The organism is Brevibacterium daeguense, assembly GCF_021729135.1.
Classification (GTDB): Bacteria; Actinomycetota; Actinomycetes; order Actinomycetales; family Brevibacteriaceae; genus Brevibacterium; species Brevibacterium daeguense.
On record NZ_JAJTWW010000001.1, the window covers coordinates 454598 to 475202 of the forward strand.

The following is a 20605-nucleotide window of genomic DNA, read 5'->3' on the forward strand; positions in this document are numbered from 1 at the left end:
GTGTTGGTCCGGCTTCAAAGCTCGTCCGGCTCACCTGTCCTGGCGGTAGCGGGCCAGCTTCTCCTCGTCGATCTCCGCGCCGACGCCGGGCGCGTCGCGGACGGAAACCCGGCCGTCGACGATCGAGATCGGCTCGGCCAGCAGGTCATCGGCCATGTCGAGGAAGTTCGAGAGTTCTCCTGCTCGGCGGCCCGTCGCCTCGTGCGCCGCGCCGAACGCGACGGTGGCCAGCGTCCCCACCTGGGTGTCGATCTGGTTGCCCATGGTCACGTCGACTCCGAGTCCCGTGCACAGGCCGAGAATCTCTCGAGCTTCGGTGAAGCCGCTGCGCGCGGTCTTGATGCAGATCGCGTTGCAGCCGCCGGAGAGGAGCTCGCGAGATGCATCGCCGGCGGTGGGCACGGACTCATCGCCGACCACCGGGATGGGGGACTTCTCCACCAGGCGCCGCCGGCTCATGGCCTCGTGGGCATCGCACGGCTCCTCCAGAAGGGTGAGCCCGAGGCCGTCAGTGGCTCGCAGCACCTCCCACGCTTCGTTCGCTGTCCACCCCCGGTTGGCGTCCAGATAGAGCTCCGCCTCATCACCGAGGCCCTCGCGCAGGACGTGGCAGGCTTCGATGTCGAGGGCCAGCGGACGGCGGCCGACCTTGAGCTTGAAGGTGGTGATTCCATACTCCGCGCCGAATCGCTGCGCCTCGGCGAGAAGCTCCTGAGCGGGCCTGAAGCCGAGCATGTGGCTGACCCGCAGATGATCCCCGTAGCCGCCGAGCAGACGGTGCACGGGCTGGCCGAGGCTCTTGCCGATCGCATCCCACAAGGCGATGTCGAGAGCGCCTTTGGCGACCTGATTGTGGATCGTGCGCCCGAGCACGGCGTGGATGCGCTCACGGTCGAGGATGCCGAAGCCGACCACCTGTGGGGCGAACAGCCCGGTTATGACCTCCACGATCGACCGCTGGGTCTCCCCATAGGTGTAGGGCCGCGGTGGTGCATCGGCAACACCGACCACTCCCTCGTCGGTGTGCACCCGGACGAGCACGTGGTCAGCGGTGTGCACCTCGCCCGATGCGAAGCGCAGGGGGTGGGTGTAGGGAATCGCGTAGGGGATCGCCTCGATGCGGGTGATGTTCATGATCGCTCCTGAGCAGATGCGGGTCCGGAGTCGGCGACGTCCGGCAAGCTGCCGGACGGTCCGGGCTCGAGAATGTCGAACAGGGAGATGAATCTGCGAACCAGGGCGGTCTCGGCGGTCCGGCGCCAGGCGAGAGCGAGGTCCACCACAGGAGCACTGTCGAGGGGGCGGAAGACGACGCCCTGCACGGAGAAGCCGCGCTGGGTCATGGGCACCAGCGCGACGCCCATGCCGGCGGCGACGAATGCCAGCAGCGTGGAGGTCTCACCGGCCTCCTGCGCGATGTGCGGCCGGAAGCCGGTCCGGCGGGTTGCCTCGAAGGTCGCGGCGGCGACGGCGGAGCCCTGGGGATAGCACACGAACGGATCGTCGGCGAGGTCCGACAGCGCGATCGACGAACTGTCGGCCAGGGAGTGGTTGCCGGGCAGTGCGACCATCAGCTCGTCCTGTTCGAGCAGCTTCACCTCGAGGTCCTCGGAGCGGACCGGGGGGCGCAGCACCGCGACGTCGATGCGGCCGGTCTCCAGCGCCTCGGTGAGTTCCGGAGTCAGCATCTCTGCCTGCACGTGCATGTGCAGGCTCGGCATCCTGGTCCGAGCTGCCTGGACGATCTCGGGCATCAGCCGGTAGGCCGCCGAGCCGACGACACCGACGCGGACCACCCCTGCCGCGCCCTCGGCGACGAGGCGGACATCCTGGACCATGCGGTCGACCTCTGTCAGGAGCGCCTGAGCGCGCGTGAGCATGAGCTCGCCGGCCGGAGTGAGGTCCACCCGGCGGGTCGTCCGCTCGAGGAGCGCAGCGTCGAGCTCGTCCTCGAGCTGCTTGATCTGCTGGGACAGCGGCGGCTGTGCGACGTGGAGGCGGTCGGCGGCCCGGGAGAAGTGGCGCTCTTCGGCGACTGCGACGAAATAGCGCAGATGGCGAAGTTCCATGGCCCTCCTCGGTCCGGTTCCTGCCCCATCGTAGAGGCGAGTCCACTGGCCCTGAAATATCGATCCCGGCGGCATTGAGATGTGCGGAGTCTGAATCCCTCGACGCGCAGCCATCGGCCGGGACTCCACGAAGCCGGCGCTCTTCGCTCCTCGATCGAGCCACGCCGACAGGATCAGCCAGTGGGGCCGATCAACGGGCGCCCTCCGGCCGGTGGGTGTGCAGCGTCAGAGCCTGGCGCTTGACGTGCACAGTGAGGTACTTCAGGCCGTCCTGGCCGGCGGTGAACTGCCGCTCGGATCGGCGGGGCATCCACAGCAGGTCGCCGGGCTGCAGCTCCAGCTCCTCCGCCTCCGTGGACAGTGTCCCCGAGCCGGTCAGGACGTGGATGAGCACATCGTTGTCCGGGCCGCGGTGGGCGTCGATCCGTCCCTCGGGAGGCAATGCGATGATGTTCGAGTCGAGGTCCCGACCGCGGGCCTGCAGCTTCCAGACTGCCCCGGTGAAGTCCGGTTCGATCTCTGCGGCGCTGACGCGTCGGGTGTTGACGAGGATCCGCGGCAGGGACGTGCTGGTGGTCTTGGTGATGCGAAACCGCCAGACGCTCTCCGCCCGGCCGAGCTCCTCCCTCGCGTAGGCACCGGACAGGTCGGCCTCGAGCTCCTGCCAGAGATGCTCGGGGTCATGATCGTTGACCAGTACGAATGAGCCGCCCGCCGGGAGCTCGTCGAGTGTGCGGAAGACTTGCGGATGGCGCTGAGGCCTGGGCAGCTGCCTCAGGTCCAGGACGGTCTCCTCGGCGGCGGTCTCGGGGACAGTGCGGTGGTCGTCGGCGGTCACGGCGGCTCCCTTCAAAGGTCTTCAGTGGTCTTCCGCAAGCGGGATGTCGGGTGGACGTTCGTGGTCACCACACTGGCTGCAAACCTGATCGGCGTCCAGGGGTGATTTCCGCGGCGGCCTTTGTCCGAGACGATTCTTCAAGGCGTGCAGAAACCAGGTTAGTCCGACCCAAGTCGATGCCGGGGCGATGGCTGCCGATGCCGTCGCAGCCTTGGCCTCGGGCCGGCGCTATGACCGGATCGGGCTCAAGGTCCTCTTCGCCCTCCCATTCCTGGCCGCGGCGATCCCGTGGCTTGATTCCAGCGATTACGGCGCCGACGGTAGCAGGTGTGCTTCTCTGGGGCGCTGCCATGGGCTGCCCGGGGTCAGACCCGGACAATGGACGAGGATCGCGGTTCCGCAGCAGCGGTCAGCGCGGCCTGCTTGGTGCGGGCGGCGCGCAAGCCGTTGGCGATGACGACGACCTCGGCGATCTCGTGCACCAGCACCACGGCGGCGAGGCCGAGGACGCCGGTGATGGCCAGCGGCAGGAGCACGGCGATGATGGCCAGCGACAGCACGATGTTCTGGTTCATGATCGTCCGGCCGCGACGCGCGTGGCGCAGCGCCTGCGGGATGAGACGCAGGTCGTGGCCGGTGAATGCGACGTCGGCTGACTCGATCGCGGCGTCCGAGCCGGTTGCTCCCATGGCGATCCCGACGGTGGCCGAGGCCAGGGCGGGCGCGTCGTTGATGCCGTCGCCGATCATGCCGGTCGGGCGCTCCTTCGCCCACGCCGCGACTGCGGCGGCCTTGTCCTCGGGACGCAGCTCGGCGCGCACGTCGGAGATGCCCGCGATCCTGGCCAGCGCGTCCGCGGTGCGGGTGTTGTCGCCGGTGAGCATGACGACCTCAACGCCCTGCGCTTGAAGGGCAGCGATCGCTTCGGGCGCTTCGGACCGCAACTCGTCGCGGACGCCGACCGCCCCGACCACTGCACCGTCGCGAGCGACCATGACGCAGGTCTGCCCGTCGGACTCCATGGCCGCGACCCGGCCGGCCAGCTCGCCGGGGGCGATCCAGCGCGGGCTGCCGACGGTGATCTCGTGGCCGTCCACCCGACCGGTCACGCCGTGGCCGGGCTGCTCTGTCACGTCATCCGCCGCGGGCGCCTCGGGCGCGGCAGCGGAGATCGCCGTCGCGAGGGGGTGGGTGCTGCGCTGCTCCAGTGCCGCCGCCCAGTCCAGGACCTCCTCGTGCGAGGCGCCGGGGACGACTGCGACCTCCGTGACGGCGGGCTCGTTGCGCGTGAGGGTGCCGGTCTTGTCGACGGCGAGCCGGCGCAGGGAGCCCAGTCGCTCGAACGCGGCCCCGCTCTTGATGATCACCCCGAATCGGCTCGCAGCGCCGATCGCCGAGACCACGGTCACCGGGACGGCGATCGCCAGCGCGCAGGGCGAGGCGGCCACGAGCACGACGAGGGCGCGGGTGATCCATGTCTGCGGATCGCCGAGCAGGGAACCGAGGACGCCGACGAGCACGGCGAGGACCATCACTCCGGGCACCAGCGGACGGGCGATCCGGTCCGCGAGGCGGGCCCGTCGACCGCGGTCCTGCTGGGCCTGCTCGACCAGCCCGACGAGGGTGGTCAGCGAGTTGTCCGTCCCGTCGGCGGTGGCGATGATCTCCAGCGCGCCGGAGGTGTTGATCGACCCGGCGGCGACCTCGTCGCCTTCGGCGACTTCGACGGGGATCGATTCCCCGGTGATCGCGGAGGTGTCCAGGCTGCTGCTCCCCGACGACACAGCGCCGTCAGTGGCGACGCGCTCACCGGGGCGGACCCGCAGCACGTCGCCGGCCTCCACCTCGCGGGCGGGGACCTCGACCGCGCCGCCCGCCCTGACCACGGTTGCGGTCTCGGGGACGAGCTTGAGCAGAGCTCGCAGCCCTGAGCGGGCGCGGTCCATCGCCCTGTCCTCCAACGCCTCGGCGATGGAGTACAGGAATGCCAGAGCGGCGGCCTCCTCGACGTAGCCGAGGATCACCGCGCCGACGGCGCTGATCGTCATCAGCAGCGAGATCCCCAGCCTGCCCTTGGCGAACAGCCCGCGCAGCGCGCCGGGGACGAAGGTCCACGCGCCCAGCAGCAGGCCGGTCCAGAACAGCACCAGAGCGGTCACATCGGCGGCGGCGCTTTCCCCTGTCGCCCATTCGGTGATCAGCCCGGCGAGGAAGAAGGCGCCCGAGGCGATCGGAGCCAGGATCGTCGGATCGCGCCACCACGGGCGCTCGACCTCCTCGCTGTCCTCCGCCGCGGCAGGTTTCGAGTGGTCGCAGCAGTCGTCGCTCATGCTCCGGCCTCCTCGGCCGTGTCCCAGCAGCCCGGCACGGAGCACTCCGGGTCCATGCACGGAGCGTTCTCGTCCACCGCGAGCGTCACGTCCACCAAGGCGGTCAGGGCGGCGGCGATGTGCGGGTCGGCGATCTCGTAGCGCGTCTGGCGGCCCTCGGGCTCGGCGACCACGATCCCGCAGCCCCGCAGGCAGGACAGATGATTCGAGACGTTTGTCCGCGTCAGATCCAGATCACGGGCGAGCTTCGCGGGGTAGCCCGGTTCGGAGAGCAGGGACAGGAGGATGCGGGAGCGGGTCGGGTCGGCCATGGCCCGACCGAGCCGGTTCATGACGTCCACCCTCGAAGCAATGGTCAGCATCCAGTGACTATACACTGAGCGCTGACCTGTCGTCGAGCAGGCTTCGCCGCCGTCGAGCAGGCCCCGCCGCCGTCGAGCAGGCCTGGCTGCTGGGTCTGCGCCCCTCCCATGTGTGCCCGCACTGCCGCAAGGCGCCGCGCCACTGTTGCCCGTGGCTCCGGCGAGCTTCGGCAGGCGAGTGCGGCGGGCTGGATAGAATGTGCCATCATCCCCCGTCATCCGCCAGGAAGGAGCCGGCATGTACTTGAAGTCGCTGACCATGCGCGGCTTCAAGTCCTTCGCATCCGCCACCCGGATCGAGCTGGAGCCGGGCATCACGTGCGTCGTCGGCCCGAACGGCTCCGGCAAGTCGAACGTCGTCGACGCTCTGGCCTGGGTGATGGGCGAGCAGGGCGCCAAGAACCTGCGCGGCGGCAAGATGGACGACGTGATCTTCGCCGGCACCTCCTCCCGGCAGGCGCTCGGCCGCGCCGAGGTGAGCCTGACGATCGACAACACCGACGGTGCGATCCCGATCGACTACACCGAGGTCACGATCTCCCGGACGCTGTTCCGCACCGGCGGCAGCGAGTATGCCGTCAACGGAGCGCCGGCCCGGCTGCTCGACATCCAGGAGCTGCTCAACGATTCGGGGCTCGGCAAGGAGATGCACGTCATCGTGGGCCAGGGCCGGCTCGACGAGATCCTGCACGCCGATCCGGTCGAACGCCGCGGGTTCATCGAGGAGGCGGCCGGCGTCCTCAAGCACCGGCGCCGCAAGGACAAGGCGCTGCGCAAGCTCACGGGCCTGCAGACCAACCTCGACCGGCTCGCCGATCTGCGCGCCGAGCTGGCCCGCCAGCTCGGTCCCCTCGGAAGACAGGCCAAGGCCGCGAAGCGAGCGGCGGTCGTCCAGGCGACCCTGCGCGATGCCTCGGCCCGCCTGCTCGCCGACGACATCGTCCAGGCCCAGGCGCGCCTCGCCTCGGCGGCCGGACCCGAGCAGGCCCCGGTCCGCGCCCGCGAACTCGAAGCCCGCATCGCCGAACTCGACAGCACCGTCGCCTCGCACGAGGCCGAGCTGAAGAACCACGAGGCCCGCACCGAGACGGTCCGCACCCGGCTGCGCTCCGCGGGCACCCTCGCGGCTCGGGCCGGCGCCCTGGCCCAGCGAGCGGCCGACCGGGTCGGCTTCCTCCGGCAGATGCCGCCGGAGCGGACGGGCAATGATTCCCCGGAGACGCTGCGCGAGCGCGGCGCCCGGTTCGCCGCCGAGCTCGCCGACGTGCGCGCCGAGGTCGAGGCACGTCAGACCGCGCTGGCCGAGCTGACCGAGGCGCGGGATTCCGCCCAGCAACGGCTGCAGGCGGCCGAGACTGCGCTCACGGAGCTGCGCGCACGGATCTCCGCGCAGCTGCGCAAGCGGGCCGGACTGGAGAGCTCGCGGGAGGTGGCCCGGAAGACGCTCACCGACGCCGAGGCGGGTCTCGCCGAGCTCGATGACGAGGAGTCCCAGCTCGACGACCGGCTGGCCGCGGCCCGCACGCGGCTGACGGACGCGCAAGCGGCCGCCGCCTCGACGGAGTCGGGGGAGTCGGAGCTCGACGCCGCGCACGAGGACGCGCTCGCCCGCCTGCGGGAGCTGGAGGACCGGAACCGCAGCCTGCAGTCGGAGCTCGACACCGCGGAGTCGGAGCTCGGGCGGGCCCGGGCACGCGCTGATGCGCTGCGGATCGGAACCCGGCTGGCCGCGGAGACCGCCGACATCCTCGACTCCGGAATCAGCGGGGTGCGGGAAGCCGTCGGCAACCTGCTGCGGATCGCCCCCGGATACGAGACGGCGGTCACGGCAGTGCTCGACCACGTCTCGGAGGCCGTCCTCGTGGATTCCCCGCAGACTGCGCTGGCAGTCCTCGATCACATCGCCGAGGACTCCCTCGTCGACCTGGCGGTGGCACCCGGATCCACTGCGTCCCCCGACGCAACCGGTGAAGCACCCGCGCCGCCGCCTGCCGATCATCCGCTGCCGACTGTCGAGGCCGGGGAGCCCATTCCCGTGCGCCGCCTGGTGCGGACCAGCGACCGCGGCCTGTCGGCGCTGCTCGACTCCGCGCTCGCCGAAGTGGTCACCGCCCCCGACGCCGCGGCCGCGGTCGCGGCGCTGCGGCAGGACCCCGCATGCACCTTCGTGACTCCCACCGGCGAGGTGATCTCGGCCGAGCGGATCCGGCGCACCGGGTCGACCGAGGGTGCGCGGATCGCCACTCGAGCGGCATTGGAGGAGACCGAGGAGCAGACCGCCGTGCTCGGCGCGCGGACCCGCGAACTCGCCGCCGCGCTGACCGAGCTCGCGCCGGACATCGACACGGCCCGCGCCGCGGTCGACCGAGCGCTGTCCGCACTCCACGAATCGGACGCCCGCATCATGGCAGTCGGCGAGGAGCTGTCGCGGGCGGCAGAGGAGGTCGCCGGGCTCGAGGCCTCCCGCACTCGGATCGCCGATTCCCGCCGGCGCCTGACCGCGGAGGCCGCGACCGCACGGGCGACCCTCGCCAATGCCGAATCCGCGCTCGCGGTCAACAGCGAGACCATCGACAGCGAACCGGACAGCGGCGAGCGGGACGGACTCGCCGAGCAGGTCCGCGCGCTCGGCGAGGAGGTGATGGAGGCACGCATCGGACTGCGCGCGGTGGAGGACCGGGCGAAGTTCCTCACCGACCGCGTCGCCTCCCTCCACCGGCAGGCCGATGCCGAACAGCAGGCCCGCGAGCGCGCCGCCCGAGCCGCCGCCCGCCGCGCCGCTCAGGCCGACAGGGCCGCTGAACTCGCCGCCGTCGCCGCATCCCTCGCCGACCACCTGCGGAGCCTGGAGGTCCGGGCGGAGCAGGAGATCGGTGCCGCGCGCGGCCGCCGCGCCGAGCTGGAGTCGACCCTGGAGCAGACCCGGACCGACCGGCAGCAGCGCGCGGCGGAGCTGGCCGAGCTCACCCGCGCCGAGCACGAGGCGCAGCTGCTGCGGGAGCGCCACGTGATCCAGCTCGAAGAGCTGACCCGCCGGGCGCAGGCGGAGATCGGGCTGTCGGCAGAACACCTCGTCGAGCAGTTCGGACCGCATCTGCCGGTGCCCGCCGAGGACGGAGACGTGCCGTTCATCCGCTCCGAGCTCGAGCAGGCCAAGGCGGCGGCCGAGCGGTCGCTGAAGTCGATCGGCCAGGTCAACCCGCTCGCCCTCGAGGAGTATGCCGCGCTGACCGAACGCCACGACTTCCTCGAGAAGCAGCTCAACGACATCGAGGACAGCAGGCGCGACCTGCTGGGACTCGTCAGGGACGTCGACGCGCATGTCCGGGAGGCCTTCACCGCGGCCTTCGCCGACACCCAGCGGGAGTTCGAGGTGATCTTCGCCCGGCTGTTCCCGGGAGGGGAGGGGTCGCTGAGCCTCACCGACCCGGAGGACATGCTCACCACCGGGGTTGAGGTCCACGCCCGGCCCGCCGGCAAGAAGGTCAAGCGACTCTCGCTGCTCTCCGGCGGAGAGCGGTCCCTGGTCGCCGTCGCGCTGCTGGTGGCGATCTTCAAGGCGCGGCCCAGCCCCTTCTACGTCATGGACGAGGTGGAGGCCGCTCTCGACGACGTCAACCTGTCGCGGCTTCTCACCGTCTTCCGCGAGCTGCAGGAGGCCTCCCAGCTCATCGTCATCACACATCAGAAGCGCACCATGGAGATCGCGGATGCGCTCTACGGCGTGACGATGTCCGGCGACGGCATCTCCAAGGTCATCTCCCAGCGAATTCACCGCACCGACTGACACACGCTCCCCGGGAGCTCAGCCCTTCACATATACACTTGTCGGAAGATTGATCGAACCCGTTGACCGAAGGAGCGCCACGCCGATGTCCTCTCCTATTGCGATGCGGGGGCCTGGATGGATCTAGGGGCCGGCATCGTCATCTTCATCGCGCTCGCGGTGTCGTTCGGGATCGGATTGGTCATCGTGCTCCTCGTCGCACTTCCCGGACTCCGGGCCGAAGGCAGGATCAGGCCCAGCGACCGCCAGCTGTTCCGACTGCCCACCGAGTGGACCGGGTTGGACGACGACATCCACGGGTTCTTCGGGCATGATGACGACACCTCGCACCTGGCGACCCGTGAGCAGGCAGCCGTCACCGCCATGCGCGAGCACTCGTATGTGCTGCGCCCGCAGCCGAGGCGCCACGCCGCTCCGCCCCTTGCCACCTTCCGACCGCGGACTCGACACTGGAAGGTGCCCGACACCGGCACCGGCTTCCGGACGACGCTGATTCTGCTGTTCGGCTGAACCGCGCCCGATCGGGGCCGCACGCAGCGCCGTCCCAGTTCCCTCTCCCCTGAAGTTCCCAATCCGGCCTCACCCGCCGAGTAGGAGTTGATCGTGGATCCAGTCAGCCTCATCGTCATCCTCGGCGCTCTGATCGCCGCGCTGGTGGTCTCCGGAGTCGCCCTCTACGGGCCCCCCAAGCCGAAGAGGCCGGCGGTCGAGGACCTGCCGACCACCGTTCCCGACCTGACAGCGCCCCCGGAGGAACGGGTGCGCGAGGACGAGCTCGAGGCGCCGGTCGCGGAGCCGGAGACCATCGTCGTCGAGCAGCCCGAGGCGCCGGCCCGCGAGCTCGAGGTCCCCACCGAACCGCGCACCCGCCTCGCCCGGCTGCGGGCACGGCTGGCGAAGTCGAACAGCGCGCTCGGCCGCGGCCTGCTCGGCCTGCTCTCCCGCGACACCCTCGATGAGTCCACCTGGGAGGACATCGAGGACACCCTGATCCTCGCCGACCTCGGCGTCGCCCCGGCCACCGAGCTCGTCGATGCGCTGCGCGAGCGCGTGCGGGTGCTGGGGACCCGCGACCCGGAGGCGGTGCGCGATCTGCTCCGCGAGGAGCTGATCAAGGTCGTCGATCCCACGATGGACCGCGAGCTCAGCGTCGCTCGCACGGACGGGGATCCGGCGGTCGTGCTGGTCGTGGGCGTCAACGGCTCGGGCAAGACGACCACCGTCGGCAAGATCGCCCGCGTGCTCGTCGCCGAGGACAAGTCCGTCCTGCTCGGCGCGGCGGACACGTTCCGCGCGGCCGCCGCCGAGCAGCTGACCACCTGGGGTGAACGGGTGGGAGTGGAGACCGTCCGCGGCAGCGAGGGGGCCGACCCCGCATCCGTGGCCTTCAGCGCCGTCGAGCGCGGCATGAAGGAGGACACCGACGTCGTCCTCATCGACACCGCCGGGCGGCTGCAGAACAAGAAGGGGCTGATGGACGAGCTCGGCAAGGTCAAGCGGGTCGCGTCCCGCCCGCTGTCCGACGGCCACGAGCTCGATGAGGTGCTGCTCGTCCTCGACGCCACCACCGGACAGAACGGCATGCAGCAGGCCAAGGTCTTCTCCGAAGCCGTCAACATCACCGGCATCGTGCTGACCAAGCTCGACGGCACCGCCAAGGGCGGAATCGTCGTCGCCGTGCAGCGTGAGCTGGGCGTGCCGGTCAAGCTCATCGGCCTGGGTGAGGGCGCCGACGACCTCGCGCCCTTCGACGCCGCCGGCTTCGTCGACGCGCTGCTCGCGGACGCAACACAGCTTTAACATCCCGGGCGCTCCCGTAACCTCCCGGCAATGTCACCGGTCACACGGGGAAACAGCCGAAGTCGACACTGAATCCAGCGAAGAGCCTCTTCGTCCGGTGGGGGACCGTCCCGCACCGCTGAGAGTCCGAACGGCTGGAACGAAAATGGAAATCTCCGCAGTCGACGTATGGGTGATGGTCTCTGCCGCGCTCGTACTGCTCATGACACCCGGCGTGGCCTTCTTCTACAGCGGGATGACCCGCGCCAAATCCGTCCTCAACATGCTGATGATGTGCTTCTCAGCGCTTGCCGTGGTCGCCGTCGTCTGGACGCTCTGGGGATACTCCATGAGCGGCGCGACCGGGATCGCGCAGCTGTTCGGCAACCCCTTCGAAGCCTTCGGGCTCAGCTCGCTGCTGGGCTCCGGGGACCTGATCTCCGCGGGATTCAGCGCGACCTTCGCCATCATCACCGTCGCCCTGATCGCCGGTGGCATCGCCGACCGCGCCAAGTTCTCCGGCTGGCTGGTGTTCGTGCCGATCTGGGTGACCCTCGTCTACTGCCCCTTGGCCTTCATGGTCTGGGGCGGGGGCCTGCTGTCCGCGGAGGGGGAATTCGGCCAGGTCTTCGGTGAGGCGATCGACTACGCCGGCGGCACCGTCGTGCACATCAACGCGGGAGTCGCGGCACTGGTGCTCGCGCTCATCATCGGCAGGCGGCGCGGCTTCGGCGTCGATCCCGCCCAGCGCCCGCACAACATCCCGCTGGTGATGCTCGGCGCCACCCTGCTGTGGTTCGGCTGGTTCGGCTTCAACGGGGGAGCCGCGACCGACGCGGCCGAAGCGGGTGTCATCTGGATCAGCACCATGGTCGCACCCGCCGCGGCCTTCATCGCGTGGATCGGCGTGGAATGGATCCGCGACGGCAAGCCGACCAGCCTCGGGGGCGCCTCGGGAATCGTCGCCGGTCTGGTGGCGATCACCCCGGCCTGTGCGAACGTGTCCCCGCTGGGAGCCCTCCTGATCGGTCTGCTGGCCGGAGTCGCCTCGGCGCTGGCGGTGGGTCTGAAGTACCGGCTGGGATACGACGACTCGCTCGACGTCGTCGGCGTGCATCTCGTGTCCGGGCTGGTCGGCACCCTGGCGCTGGGCTTCTTCGCCCTCCCGGTCGACGGCGAGGGCGGAGGGCTGTTCTACGGCGGCGGAGCAGACCAGCTCATCGCGCAGTCGGCTGCAGCCGCATTCGCCATTCTGTTCACTGGAATTCTCACCACCATCATCGGCATACTCATCCATAGGACGGTCGGGATGCGGGTCGCCGAGGAGGACGAGATCACCGGCGTCGACCTCACCGAGCACGCCGAGACCGGCTACGAGTTCGGCGGGCTGGGCACCGGCGGGTCGTTCCGACCGCATCCGTCCAGCCCTGCCGCCCACCGCCGCACCCCCGAAGCCGAAAGGGTGAACTCATGAAGCTCATCACCGCGATCATCCGCCCCGACAAGCTCGCCGATGTCAGGTCCGCACTCGAGGAGTTCGGGCTCCAGGGGCTCACCGTCTCGGAGGCCAGCGGCTACGGCCGGCAGAAGGGGCACAGGCAGTTCTATCGCGGCGCGGCCTATACACAGGACCTGGTGCCCAAGCTGCGGCTGGAGATCCTCGCGGAGGACTTCGATGCACTCCGGATCCTCGAGATCGTCCTGGAGAGCGCCTCGACCGGCGAACCCGGGGACGGGAAGGTCTGGGTGACCACGGCGGATCAGGTGATCCGGGTCTCCGACCGCGCGGAGGGCGCGGAGGCGCTCTGAGCGAGCACGGACCGGCACGGGCCGGGATGCTCCCCCGAGTCGGGCGGTGACGAGAACTTGGTACCCTGGGGTGTTGACTTGATGTGCATCCGTAGACGAAAGCTGTAGACCTCAGTGTTCAATTCACTCTCCGAACGGCTGACAACGACCTTCAAGAACCTGCGCGGCAAGGGCAGGCTCTCGGAGGCCGATGTCGACCAGACGATCCGGGAAATCCGGCGCGCGCTGCTCGACGCCGACGTCGCTCTGCCGGTCGTGCGGACCTTCACCGGCAAGGTGCGTGAACGAGCGCTCTCCGCTGAGGTGTCCGAGGCGCTCAACCCCGGCCAGCAGGTCGTCAAGATCGTCAACGACGAGCTCGTCGGGATCCTCGGCGGGCAGACGCGGCGGCTGAACTTCGCCAAGCGGCCCCCCACGGTGATCATGCTCGCCGGCCTCCAGGGTGCGGGCAAGACCACGTTGGCGGGCAAGCTCGCCCACTGGCTCAAGTCCGAGGGCCACCGGCCGATGCTCGTCGCCGCTGACCTGCAGCGACCCAATGCGGTCAACCAGCTCCAGGTGGTCGGTGAACGCGCGGGTGCCTTCGTCTACGCCCCGGAGCCCGGCAACGGCGTGGGCGACACGGTCCAGGTCGCCACCGACTCGATGGATGTGGCCCGGTCCAAGCTCTACGACGTGGTCATCGTCGACACCGCCGGGCGGCTGGGCATCGACGAGGTGCTCATGCAGCAGGCTGCGGACATCCGCGCCGCGGTGGAGCCCGACGAGGTCCTGTTCGTCATCGACGCGATGATCGGACAGGACGCGGTCGTCACCGCCGAGGCCTTCCTCGAGGGCGTCGATTTCACCGGCGTCGTGCTGACCAAGCTCGACGGCGACTCCCGCGGCGGCGCGGCGCTGTCGGTGGCGCAGGTGACCGGCAGGCCCATCATGTTCGCCTCCACCGGCGAGGGGATGAAGGATTTCGAGCAGTTCCATCCCGACCGGATGGCCGACCGCATCCTCGACATGGGCGACATCCTCACCCTGATCGAGCAGGCGGAGAAGACCTTCGACCAGAAGGAGACCGAGAAGCTCGCGAAGAAGGTCGAGTCCGGCGAGGACTTCGACCTCGATGACTTCCTCACCCAGATGGCAGCGATCAAGAAGATGGGATCGCTGAAGAAGATGCTGGGCATGCTGCCCAACGCCGCCCAGTTCCGCGAGCAGCTCGAAGCCTTCGACGAGCGCGAGATCGACCGGGTCGAGGCGATCGTGCGCTCGATGACCCCGCAGGAGCGGGCCAACCCGCGAATCCTCAACGGCTCGCGGCGTGCCCGCATCGCCAAGGGCTCGGGCAGCACCGTGACCCAGGTCAACCAGCTCATGGAGCGGTTCGCCCAGGCCCAGAAGATGATGCGCCAGATGCGCAAGGGCGGAGGCCGCGGCGGCCCCGCCGGAGCGATGCCGGGCATGCCCGCGATGCCGCAGATGCCCGGTGCGAGCGGGCCGGGCGGAGCGCGGAAGAAGAAGGGCAAGAAGAAGCCCGTCGCGAAGTCCGGGAACCCGGCCAAGCGTGCTGAGCAGGCGCGCCTGGCCGAGCTCAAGAGGCAGGGCAAGGCGCCGGAGCCGGCGGGCTCGGCGTTCGGCGGGATCGACCTGGATCAGGACGAGGAGCTCGATCTCAGCAAGCTCCCGAAGGGATTCGGAGGCATCTTCGGCTCAGGTGGAAAGTCCTAGCCTGATCTGACACAATGGTCCCTTGAACTCGACCGGTAGCGGACCCTCTCAACCGTCTGCCGGTCTTGTCCACGTAATGCACGAGTCGCGTCCAGCCCCACGGACGACCGAGCGGCATTCGAAATCGATATCCACAAAGGAGACACCACTACAGTGGCAGTCAAGATTCGACTCACCCGCATGGGAAAGATCCGTGCACCCTTCTACCGCGTAGTCGTCGCCGACTCGCGGATCCGCCGCGATGGCAAGCACATCGAGGAGATCGGCAAGTACCACCCCACCGAGGAGCCTTCGGTCATCGAGATCGACTCCGAGCGTGCGCAGTACTGGCTGTCCGTGGGCGCCCAGCCGACCGACCAGGTCAAGGCCCTGCTCAAGCTGACCGGGGACTGGCAGAAGTTCACCGGCGAGGGCGAGGCCGTCAGCACCGTCAAGGGACAGACTGCCAAGGCCACGTTCGAGCCCCCGGCCGCCAAGTCGGTGGTCAAGGACGCGATCACCCCGAAGGGCGGCGACAGCGCTCCTGCTGAGGCTCCCGCCGAGGATGCCGCCGAGCCGGCTTCCGAGGAGAAGGCCGAAGGCTGATCATGCTGGGCCAGGCACTGGAACACCTCGTCCGGGGGATCGTGGATCATCCCGAGGACGTCTCCGTGCGGGCGCGGACCTCGCAGCGCGGCAAGACGCTCGAGGTCCGCGTCCATCCCGAGGATCTCGGCCGGGTCATCGGCCGCTCGGGGCGCACCGCGAAAGCCCTGCGGACAGTGATCGGTGCGCTCGCCGGTCGGGAGAGCGTCCGGGTGGACCTCATCGAGGCCTGAGCAGGTCCGAGCAGGTCCCGGAGACTTGAGGGACGGCCCGTCGAGGCCCCGTCACCACAGCGGTGGGCGGGGCCTCGTGCTGTCCGCCGGTGTGGTGACGGGGCCTCCGGTAGCCTGGACCGGTATCCGCCCGGGCCCGAACCGGTGGTCGCCGGAAGCAGACGAGGAGTGAACGTTGAGCACAGTGGTGGCCCGCTTGGGCAAGCCCCATGGAATCCGCGGCGAGATGAGCGTCGAGGTCCGCACGGACGACCCTGATTCGCGGTTCGTGCCCGGTGCCGAGTTCACGACGGATCCGGACATCGGCTCCCTGACGCTGACGCGCGCCCGGTGGCACCGCGATCGGCTGCTCCTGACCTTCGAGGAGGTCGGTGACCGCACTCGCGCCGAGGAGATCCGCAACACCCTGATCGCGACGGCAGAGGATGTCGAGGAGGACGAGGCCTGGTACATCGACGATCTGGTCGACGCGGAGGTCTACGTCGGAGACGAGCGGATCGGCACCGTCACCGCGGTGACACCGGGAGCCGCACAGGATCTGCTGCACGTCGGCCTGCTCTCCGGGGCCGAGGTGCTGGTTCCCTTCGTCGAGCAGATCGTGCCCGAGGTCGACGCCGAGGGCGGGCGCATCGTGCTCGACCCGCCGCCCGGCCTGCTCGACGTGGAGGGCTGATGCGGCTCGACGTCATCTCGATCTTCCCCGAGTATCTCGCTCCGCTGCAGCTGTCCCTCATCGGCAGGGCCGTGCGGGACGGAGCGCTCGACCTTGCGGTCCACGATCTGCGGGACTGGACCCACGATCGGCATCGCACGGTCGACGACACGCCCTATGGCGGGGGAGCCGGGATGGTGATGCTTGCCGAACCCTGGGCGGAGGCGCTCACGGAGATCTCCGATCGTGCAGAGGAGGACGCCGAGGCGCCCGCGGATCGCCCCGTGCTGCTGGTTCCCAGCCCGGCCGGGATTCCCTTCACTCAGCGGATGGCAGAGGAGCTCGCCGGGCGCGAGCATCTGGTGATCGCCTGCGGGCGCTACGAGGGCATCGACCAGCGGGTGGTGGATTGGGCCGACGAGCGCTTCGAGGTGCGGCTCGTCTCGATCGGGGACTACGTCCTCAACGGCGGGGAGGTCGCCGCGCTCGTGATGATCGAGGCAGTCGCGCGGCTCATCCCGGGCATCATCGGCAACCCGGAATCCCTCACCGAGGAATCCCATGAGGACGGTCTGCTCGAATACCCCGTCTACACGAAGCCGGCCGTGTGGCGCGGTCGTGAGGTCCCGGAGATCCTGCTCAGCGGCAATCATGCGGCCATCGATCGCTGGCGGCGCGATCAGCGACTGAAGCGGACCGCGCAGGTGAGGCCGGATCTGATCGCCGCGCTCGGCGCCGACGCGCTGGATCCGCGCGACCGTGCCGTCCTCGCTGAGCACGAACTCGACCGGGCCGATTTGTCCGAAGGGGAGTCGAAGCCCTAGACTTGGCTCTTGCGTTTGCTGACATCATCCTGCCTCGGGGGGTGTGATGTCTGGCCGAACCGCCTTCGCTCGCGCGAGCGGCGGTCCGGAGTTCTGGAGGAGCGATCGCTCCGGCAGACGAATCCACTGATCCGGCGTCGCCGGCCAGAGCAATGTCGTGCCGACCCGGGGCGCGCAGACAGGAGAAGACGAACATGCAGAAGCTTGATGCAGTTGACTCGCAGTCGCTGAGATCCGACATCCCGGAGTTCCGCTCCGGGGACACCCTCAATGTCCACGTCCGCGTGATCGAGGGCAGCCGCACCCGTGTCCAGGTGTTCAAGGGCATCGTGATCCGCCGCCAGGGCCAGGGCATCCGTGAGACCTTCACCGTCCGCAAGGTCAGCTTCGGAGTCGGCGTGGAGCGCACCTTCCCGGTCCACTCCCCGGTGCTGGAGAAGATCGAGGTGCTGACCCGCGGCGACGTCCGCCGTGCCAAGCTGTACTACCTGCGCGAGCTGCGCGGCAAGGCTGCTCGCATCCGCGAGAAGCGCTGAGCTCCTTGACGGCACGAGGCGCGACCCGGTCCGGGTCGCGCCTCTTTCGTGCTCCGCAGCTGTGGCGTGGGCTTGTGGCTGTGCTCATCCTGGCGCTGCTGACAGCCGGCGGGATCCGAGCTCTGGGGGTGCAGAACTTCAGCGTCTCATCCGGTTCCATGCAGCCCGCGCTGCAGGGCGGTGACACCGTCACCGTGTGGCGGCCCGACGCGCTGCGCGATGACGTCGACCGGGGCGACATCGTCGTCTTCGACGGGCGCGGCTCGTTCATCGCCTCGGCTCCTCCCAGCGGGCCGGAGCAGCTCGGCTCGTGGTTCGGCATCGGACCCCGGGACGTGTTCTTCGTCAAGCGCGTCATCGCAGTGGCGGGGGACACACTGGAGTGCTGCGACGACTCCGGGCGCCTGCTGCTCAACGGTGAGCCGCTGGACGAGCCGTATCTGGACCCGGGCATCAGTGCGTCCGAGATCGAGTTCGCCGCCGTCGTGCCGCCTGAGAGGCTCTGGGTGATGGGCGACAACAGGCCGGGATCGACGGACTCCCGCGCTCTGCTCGGACGCCCGGGCGGCGGGATGATCCCCATCCAGCGGGTGCTCGGCACCGTCATCGGACACGGCTCGTCGATCGACCGCTGAGGATCGGCTCGCTGCAGGTCGGGCTAGACTGCCACTCGTGAACCAGGACAGCCGGCAGCCCCGATCGAAGCGCTCGATCTGGGGGATTCTCCGAGAGATCGCGCTCATTCTCATCATCGCGCTGCTGATCTCGACGGTGGTCCGGACCTGGGTCGTGCGGTCCTTCTTCATTCCCTCGGCCTCGATGGAGCAGACGCTGCAGATCGGCGATCGGATCCTGGTCAATCAGCTGCCCTGGCCGGATGTCGAACGCGGGGACGTCATCGTGTTCGACGATCCGGGCGGATGGCTCGACCCGACGCTGACTCAGCAGTACCAGCCGAACCCGGTCCTGGAGTTCCTCGGGCTGGTTCCCGCCGACGCCGGACAGCAGCTCATCAAGAGGGTCGTCGGGGTCGGCGGAGACACCGTCGAATGCTGCGACGACCAGGGGCGGATCCTCGTCAACGGAGAGCCGATCGACGAACCGTACCTGGCGCCGGGCGCCGAGGCGTCGTCCACCTCGTTCCAGGTCACCGTCCCCGACGGCCACTACTGGGTGATGGGCGACAATCGCCCCAATTCGCTCGACTCCCGCTACAACGTCGACTCCGAGGGCGGGCCGTACGTGCCGGAGGATGACGTGGTGGGCATAGTATTCTTCATCAACTGGCCGCTCGAGCGGATCCGAGGAATGGGAACGCCGGAGGAAGTCTTCGCAGGGGTGCCGCAGCCGTGAGCAGGGGACCAGGATTCGCGGATGCCGGCAGCGCCGGCGGCCGTTCCGCACCGGTCAAGGGGCTGCGAGACCTCAGCGTCGAACGAGAGCTGCTCGCCTCAGGAATCCGCTCGGTGATCGGGATGGACGAGGTGGGACGCGGCTGCATCGCCGGTCCCGTGGGAGTGGGCGCCGTGCACTTCGACCTCGCCGCACTCGTCCGCGCCGAGGTGCCCGCCGGGATCCATGACTCCAAGCAGCTCACCATCCTGGCCCGCACCGAGATCTGCGAGGTCGTCACCCGGTGGCAGCCTGCGCACGCCGTCGGCTATGCGACCGTCGATGAGATCGACCGCGTCGGTCTGAGCTCAGCACTGTGCCTGGCCGGCCGCCGCGCCCTGGAGAGTCTGCCGGCCGCGGACCTGGTGCTCCTGGATGGGTCCTTCGACTGGCTGTCCCAGGCACTGACCTTCGAAGCGCTGGAGGTGTACGGCCCGGCGGCAGACGTGAGTGTTCCTCGCGTGCGGACATTCGTCAAGGGCGACGGTTCGCTGGTCACCATCGCCGCGGCCAGTGTGATTGCGAAGGTCCGGCGGGACGGGCTGATGACTGAGCTGGCGCAGCACCACCCCCAGTACTCCTGGGAGCGCAACGTCGGCTACCCGACCCCGGAGCACAGGGCCGCAGTGGCCGAGCACGGACCGAGCCCGCATCATCGCCGCACTTTCCGACTGCTCTAGGATTAGTTCATGAGTGCCGAGGACCTGGAAGACTATGAAGCCGACCTGGAGCTCCAGCTCTACCGGGAGTACCGGGATGTCGTCGGACTGTTCACCTACGTGGTGGAGACCGAGCGCCGCTTCTACCTGGCCAACAAGGTCGATCTCAAGGCGCACCACGATTCTGGGGACGTGTACTTCGAGGTCACGCTGCGTGACGCCTGGGTCTGGGACACCTATCGGACGGCGCGCTTCGTCAAGCAGGTGCATGTGCTGACGTTCAAGGACGTCAACATCGAAGAGATCGCGAAGTCCGACCTCGAGCCGCCGTCCTCATTGCAGAAGTAGTGCGCGACCGTCTTTCCGCGCGAGTCTGCGGATCGTTCTGATCCCGCCCGAATCGGATGCTTCGCATCGCTCCGTCGCTGGTCAAGCGGGTTACCCTACAGTAACGGTGCGTGCGGAGTCAAGTCGTTCGCTGCTTCTATGTATTATGGGAGCGGACAACCGGATGAACTGGCGGCGCAGCGACTCTGGAGTCGGCGCCGACTCTGCGAGGATGAGGATACTTGTATGGCTGAGGAGCCCCGCTCGAACAATGCGCACCCGATGCGTCAGTACGTCGATGATTTCCTCTCGGTGGCTGCCCCGGGGCTGCAGGAAGTGGTCAACTCGAAGTCCTTCGGCGCAATGGTCTCCCAGACCGCCAGCAATCTGGTCGCTGTGCAGCGGATCGGCCATGAGGTGTCGGATCTGGTCCTGCGCAATGCGCGGATTGCCGGCCGCGCGGATGTGACGTCCTTGCATCGGCAGCTCGCCCGCACCGAGGACAAGCTCGAAGCTGTGCTCGAGACCGTCGAGCGGCTCGAGGACGAACTGGCCGATGAGCGTCGCCGGAGCACCGAGCCGACGAGCGGGTCCGCGGCTGACGGCTCTCCGGGCGCGAAGCCCGCAGGCCGGTCCGGCCGGTCGTCGAGCAGTCCCTCGCCGCGACGAGTCGACAATCAGGGTGAGTGACGAAGTGCGGTCGC

The 20605-nt window shown here is 69.1% G+C and carries 21 protein-coding genes; 16 read left to right on the forward strand and 5 right to left on the reverse strand.

The features are described 5' to 3' along the window. Positions 1-30: 30 nt before the first annotated feature. The 5 genes from LXN01_RS02120 to cmtR all read right to left on the reverse strand — a co-directional run bounded on the left by LXN01_RS02120 (position 31) and on the right by cmtR (position 5599). Positions 31-1134 carry a mandelate racemase/muconate lactonizing enzyme family protein gene (locus LXN01_RS02120; RefSeq protein WP_236862880.1) on the reverse strand — a complete coding sequence of 368 codons (1104 nt, stop codon included), beginning with the start codon at positions 1132-1134 and terminating at the stop codon, positions 31-33. After that, entirely contained in the window at positions 1131-2069 is a 939-nt protein-coding gene (locus LXN01_RS02125) for a LysR substrate-binding domain-containing protein (protein ID WP_236862881.1), read from the reverse strand. Before LXN01_RS02125 ends, LXN01_RS02120 begins: the two co-directional genes overlap by 4 nt. A 190-nt stretch (positions 2070-2259) precedes the next feature. After that, positions 2260-2907, reverse strand: a complete 648-nt coding sequence (locus LXN01_RS02130) for a DUF2249 domain-containing protein (RefSeq protein WP_236862882.1) — start codon at positions 2905-2907, stop codon at positions 2260-2262. A gap of 365 nt (positions 2908-3272) precedes the next feature. Further along, positions 3273-5237: a heavy metal translocating P-type ATPase gene (locus LXN01_RS02135; RefSeq protein ID WP_236862883.1), complete on the reverse strand. Its 1965-nt coding sequence runs from the start codon at positions 5235-5237 to the stop codon at positions 3273-3275. Continuing rightward, positions 5234-5599: a Cd(II)/Pb(II)-sensing metalloregulatory transcriptional regulator CmtR gene (gene cmtR / locus LXN01_RS02140; protein WP_236862884.1), complete on the reverse strand. Its 366-nt coding sequence runs from the start codon at positions 5597-5599 to the stop codon at positions 5234-5236. The genes LXN01_RS02135 and cmtR overlap by 4 nt, the downstream gene beginning before the upstream one ends. 238 nt (positions 5600-5837) lie before the next feature. Here cmtR and smc point away from each other — a divergent pair, with 238 nt between their 5' ends. From smc to LXN01_RS02220, 16 genes are all read left to right on the forward strand, one after another. After that, positions 5838-9386, forward strand: a complete 3549-nt coding sequence (gene smc, locus LXN01_RS02145) for a chromosome segregation protein SMC (RefSeq protein WP_236862885.1) — start codon at positions 5838-5840, stop codon at positions 9384-9386. A 117-nt stretch (positions 9387-9503) separates the two neighbouring features. Continuing rightward, positions 9504-9896: a hypothetical protein gene (locus tag LXN01_RS02150; RefSeq protein WP_236862886.1), complete on the forward strand. Its 393-nt coding sequence runs from the start codon at positions 9504-9506 to the stop codon at positions 9894-9896. A 93-nt stretch (positions 9897-9989) separates the two neighbouring features. Next, positions 9990-11186 carry a signal recognition particle-docking protein FtsY gene (gene ftsY / locus LXN01_RS02155; protein WP_236862887.1) on the forward strand — a complete coding sequence of 399 codons (1197 nt, stop codon included), beginning with the start codon at positions 9990-9992 and terminating at the stop codon, positions 11184-11186. A 145-nt stretch (positions 11187-11331) separates the two neighbouring features. Next, positions 11332-12639, forward strand: a complete 1308-nt coding sequence (locus tag LXN01_RS02160) for an ammonium transporter (RefSeq protein WP_236862888.1) — start codon at positions 11332-11334, stop codon at positions 12637-12639. Beyond that, entirely contained in the window at positions 12636-12974 is a 339-nt protein-coding gene (locus LXN01_RS02165) for a P-II family nitrogen regulator (RefSeq protein ID WP_236862889.1), read from the forward strand. Before LXN01_RS02160 ends, LXN01_RS02165 begins: the two co-directional genes overlap by 4 nt. A 114-nt stretch (positions 12975-13088) precedes the next feature. After that, positions 13089-14693, forward strand: a complete 1605-nt coding sequence (gene ffh / locus LXN01_RS02170) for a signal recognition particle protein (protein WP_236862890.1) — start codon at positions 13089-13091, stop codon at positions 14691-14693. Positions 14694-14846: 153 nt separating this feature from the next. Next, positions 14847-15278: a 30S ribosomal protein S16 gene (rpsP, locus tag LXN01_RS02175; RefSeq protein WP_236862891.1), complete on the forward strand. Its 432-nt coding sequence runs from the start codon at positions 14847-14849 to the stop codon at positions 15276-15278. A 2-nt stretch (positions 15279-15280) separates the two neighbouring features. Next, on the forward strand, positions 15281-15511 hold the full coding sequence (locus LXN01_RS02180; RefSeq protein WP_236862892.1) for an RNA-binding protein: 231 nt from the start codon (positions 15281-15283) through the stop codon (positions 15509-15511). A gap of 184 nt (positions 15512-15695) precedes the next feature. Next, positions 15696-16184, forward strand: a complete 489-nt coding sequence (gene rimM, locus LXN01_RS02185; RefSeq protein WP_336885223.1) for a ribosome maturation factor RimM — start codon at positions 15696-15698, stop codon at positions 16182-16184. Next, complete coding sequence (trmD, locus tag LXN01_RS02190; RefSeq protein ID WP_236862894.1) at positions 16184-16987, forward strand: tRNA (guanosine(37)-N1)-methyltransferase TrmD; 804 nt, start codon at positions 16184-16186, stop codon at positions 16985-16987. The genes rimM and trmD overlap by 1 nt, the downstream gene beginning before the upstream one ends. A 194-nt stretch (positions 16988-17181) precedes the next feature. Further along, positions 17182-17523, forward strand: a complete 342-nt coding sequence (gene rplS, locus LXN01_RS02195) for a 50S ribosomal protein L19 (protein ID WP_236862895.1) — start codon at positions 17182-17184, stop codon at positions 17521-17523. Positions 17524-17597: 74 nt separating this feature from the next. Continuing rightward, the gene (lepB, locus tag LXN01_RS02200) at positions 17598-18158 is read left to right on the forward strand and encodes a signal peptidase I (RefSeq protein WP_236862896.1); all 561 of its coding nucleotides are present in this window, start codon (positions 17598-17600) and stop codon (positions 18156-18158) included. A gap of 37 nt (positions 18159-18195) precedes the next feature. Beyond that, positions 18196-18876, forward strand: a complete 681-nt coding sequence (gene lepB, locus LXN01_RS02205; RefSeq protein ID WP_236862897.1) for a signal peptidase I — start codon at positions 18196-18198, stop codon at positions 18874-18876. Continuing rightward, entirely contained in the window at positions 18873-19595 is a 723-nt protein-coding gene (gene rnhB / locus LXN01_RS02210; RefSeq protein ID WP_236862898.1) for a ribonuclease HII, read from the forward strand. The genes lepB (LXN01_RS02205) and rnhB overlap by 4 nt, the downstream gene beginning before the upstream one ends. A gap of 9 nt (positions 19596-19604) precedes the next feature. Beyond that, complete coding sequence (locus LXN01_RS02215) at positions 19605-19922, forward strand: DUF2469 domain-containing protein (RefSeq protein WP_236862899.1); 318 nt, start codon at positions 19605-19607, stop codon at positions 19920-19922. Positions 19923-20147: 225 nt separating this feature from the next. After that, positions 20148-20591, forward strand: a complete 444-nt coding sequence (locus LXN01_RS02220; protein ID WP_236862900.1) for a hypothetical protein — start codon at positions 20148-20150, stop codon at positions 20589-20591. Positions 20592-20605: the final 14 nt, after the last annotated feature.

Coding starts and splice junctions, on each gene's coding strand:
- LXN01_RS02150 (WP_236862886.1), top strand. CDS start 9,504: ATGGATCTAGGGGCCGGCATCGTCATCTTCATCGCGCTCGCGGTGTCG.
- LXN01_RS02135 (WP_236862883.1), bottom strand. CDS start 5,237: ATGAGCGACGACTGCTGCGACCACTCGAAACCTGCCGCGGCGGAGGAC.
- LXN01_RS02180 (WP_236862892.1), top strand. CDS start 15,281: ATGCTGGGCCAGGCACTGGAACACCTCGTCCGGGGGATCGTGGATCAT.
- LXN01_RS02125 (WP_236862881.1), bottom strand. CDS start 2,069: ATGGAACTTCGCCATCTGCGCTATTTCGTCGCAGTCGCCGAAGAGCGC.
- LXN01_RS02165 (WP_236862889.1), top strand. CDS start 12,636: ATGAAGCTCATCACCGCGATCATCCGCCCCGACAAGCTCGCCGATGTC.
- LXN01_RS02160 (WP_236862888.1), top strand. CDS start 11,332: ATGGAAATCTCCGCAGTCGACGTATGGGTGATGGTCTCTGCCGCGCTC.
- cmtR (WP_236862884.1), bottom strand. CDS start 5,599: ATGCTGACCATTGCTTCGAGGGTGGACGTCATGAACCGGCTCGGTCGG.
- LXN01_RS02120 (WP_236862880.1), bottom strand. CDS start 1,134: ATGAACATCACCCGCATCGAGGCGATCCCCTACGCGATTCCCTACACC.
- LXN01_RS02215 (WP_236862899.1), top strand. CDS start 19,605: ATGAGTGCCGAGGACCTGGAAGACTATGAAGCCGACCTGGAGCTCCAG.
- rplS (WP_236862895.1), top strand. CDS start 17,182: ATGCAGAAGCTTGATGCAGTTGACTCGCAGTCGCTGAGATCCGACATC.
- smc (WP_236862885.1), top strand. CDS start 5,838: ATGTACTTGAAGTCGCTGACCATGCGCGGCTTCAAGTCCTTCGCATCC.
- trmD (WP_236862894.1), top strand. CDS start 16,184: ATGCGGCTCGACGTCATCTCGATCTTCCCCGAGTATCTCGCTCCGCTG.
- LXN01_RS02220 (WP_236862900.1), top strand. CDS start 20,148: ATGGCTGAGGAGCCCCGCTCGAACAATGCGCACCCGATGCGTCAGTAC.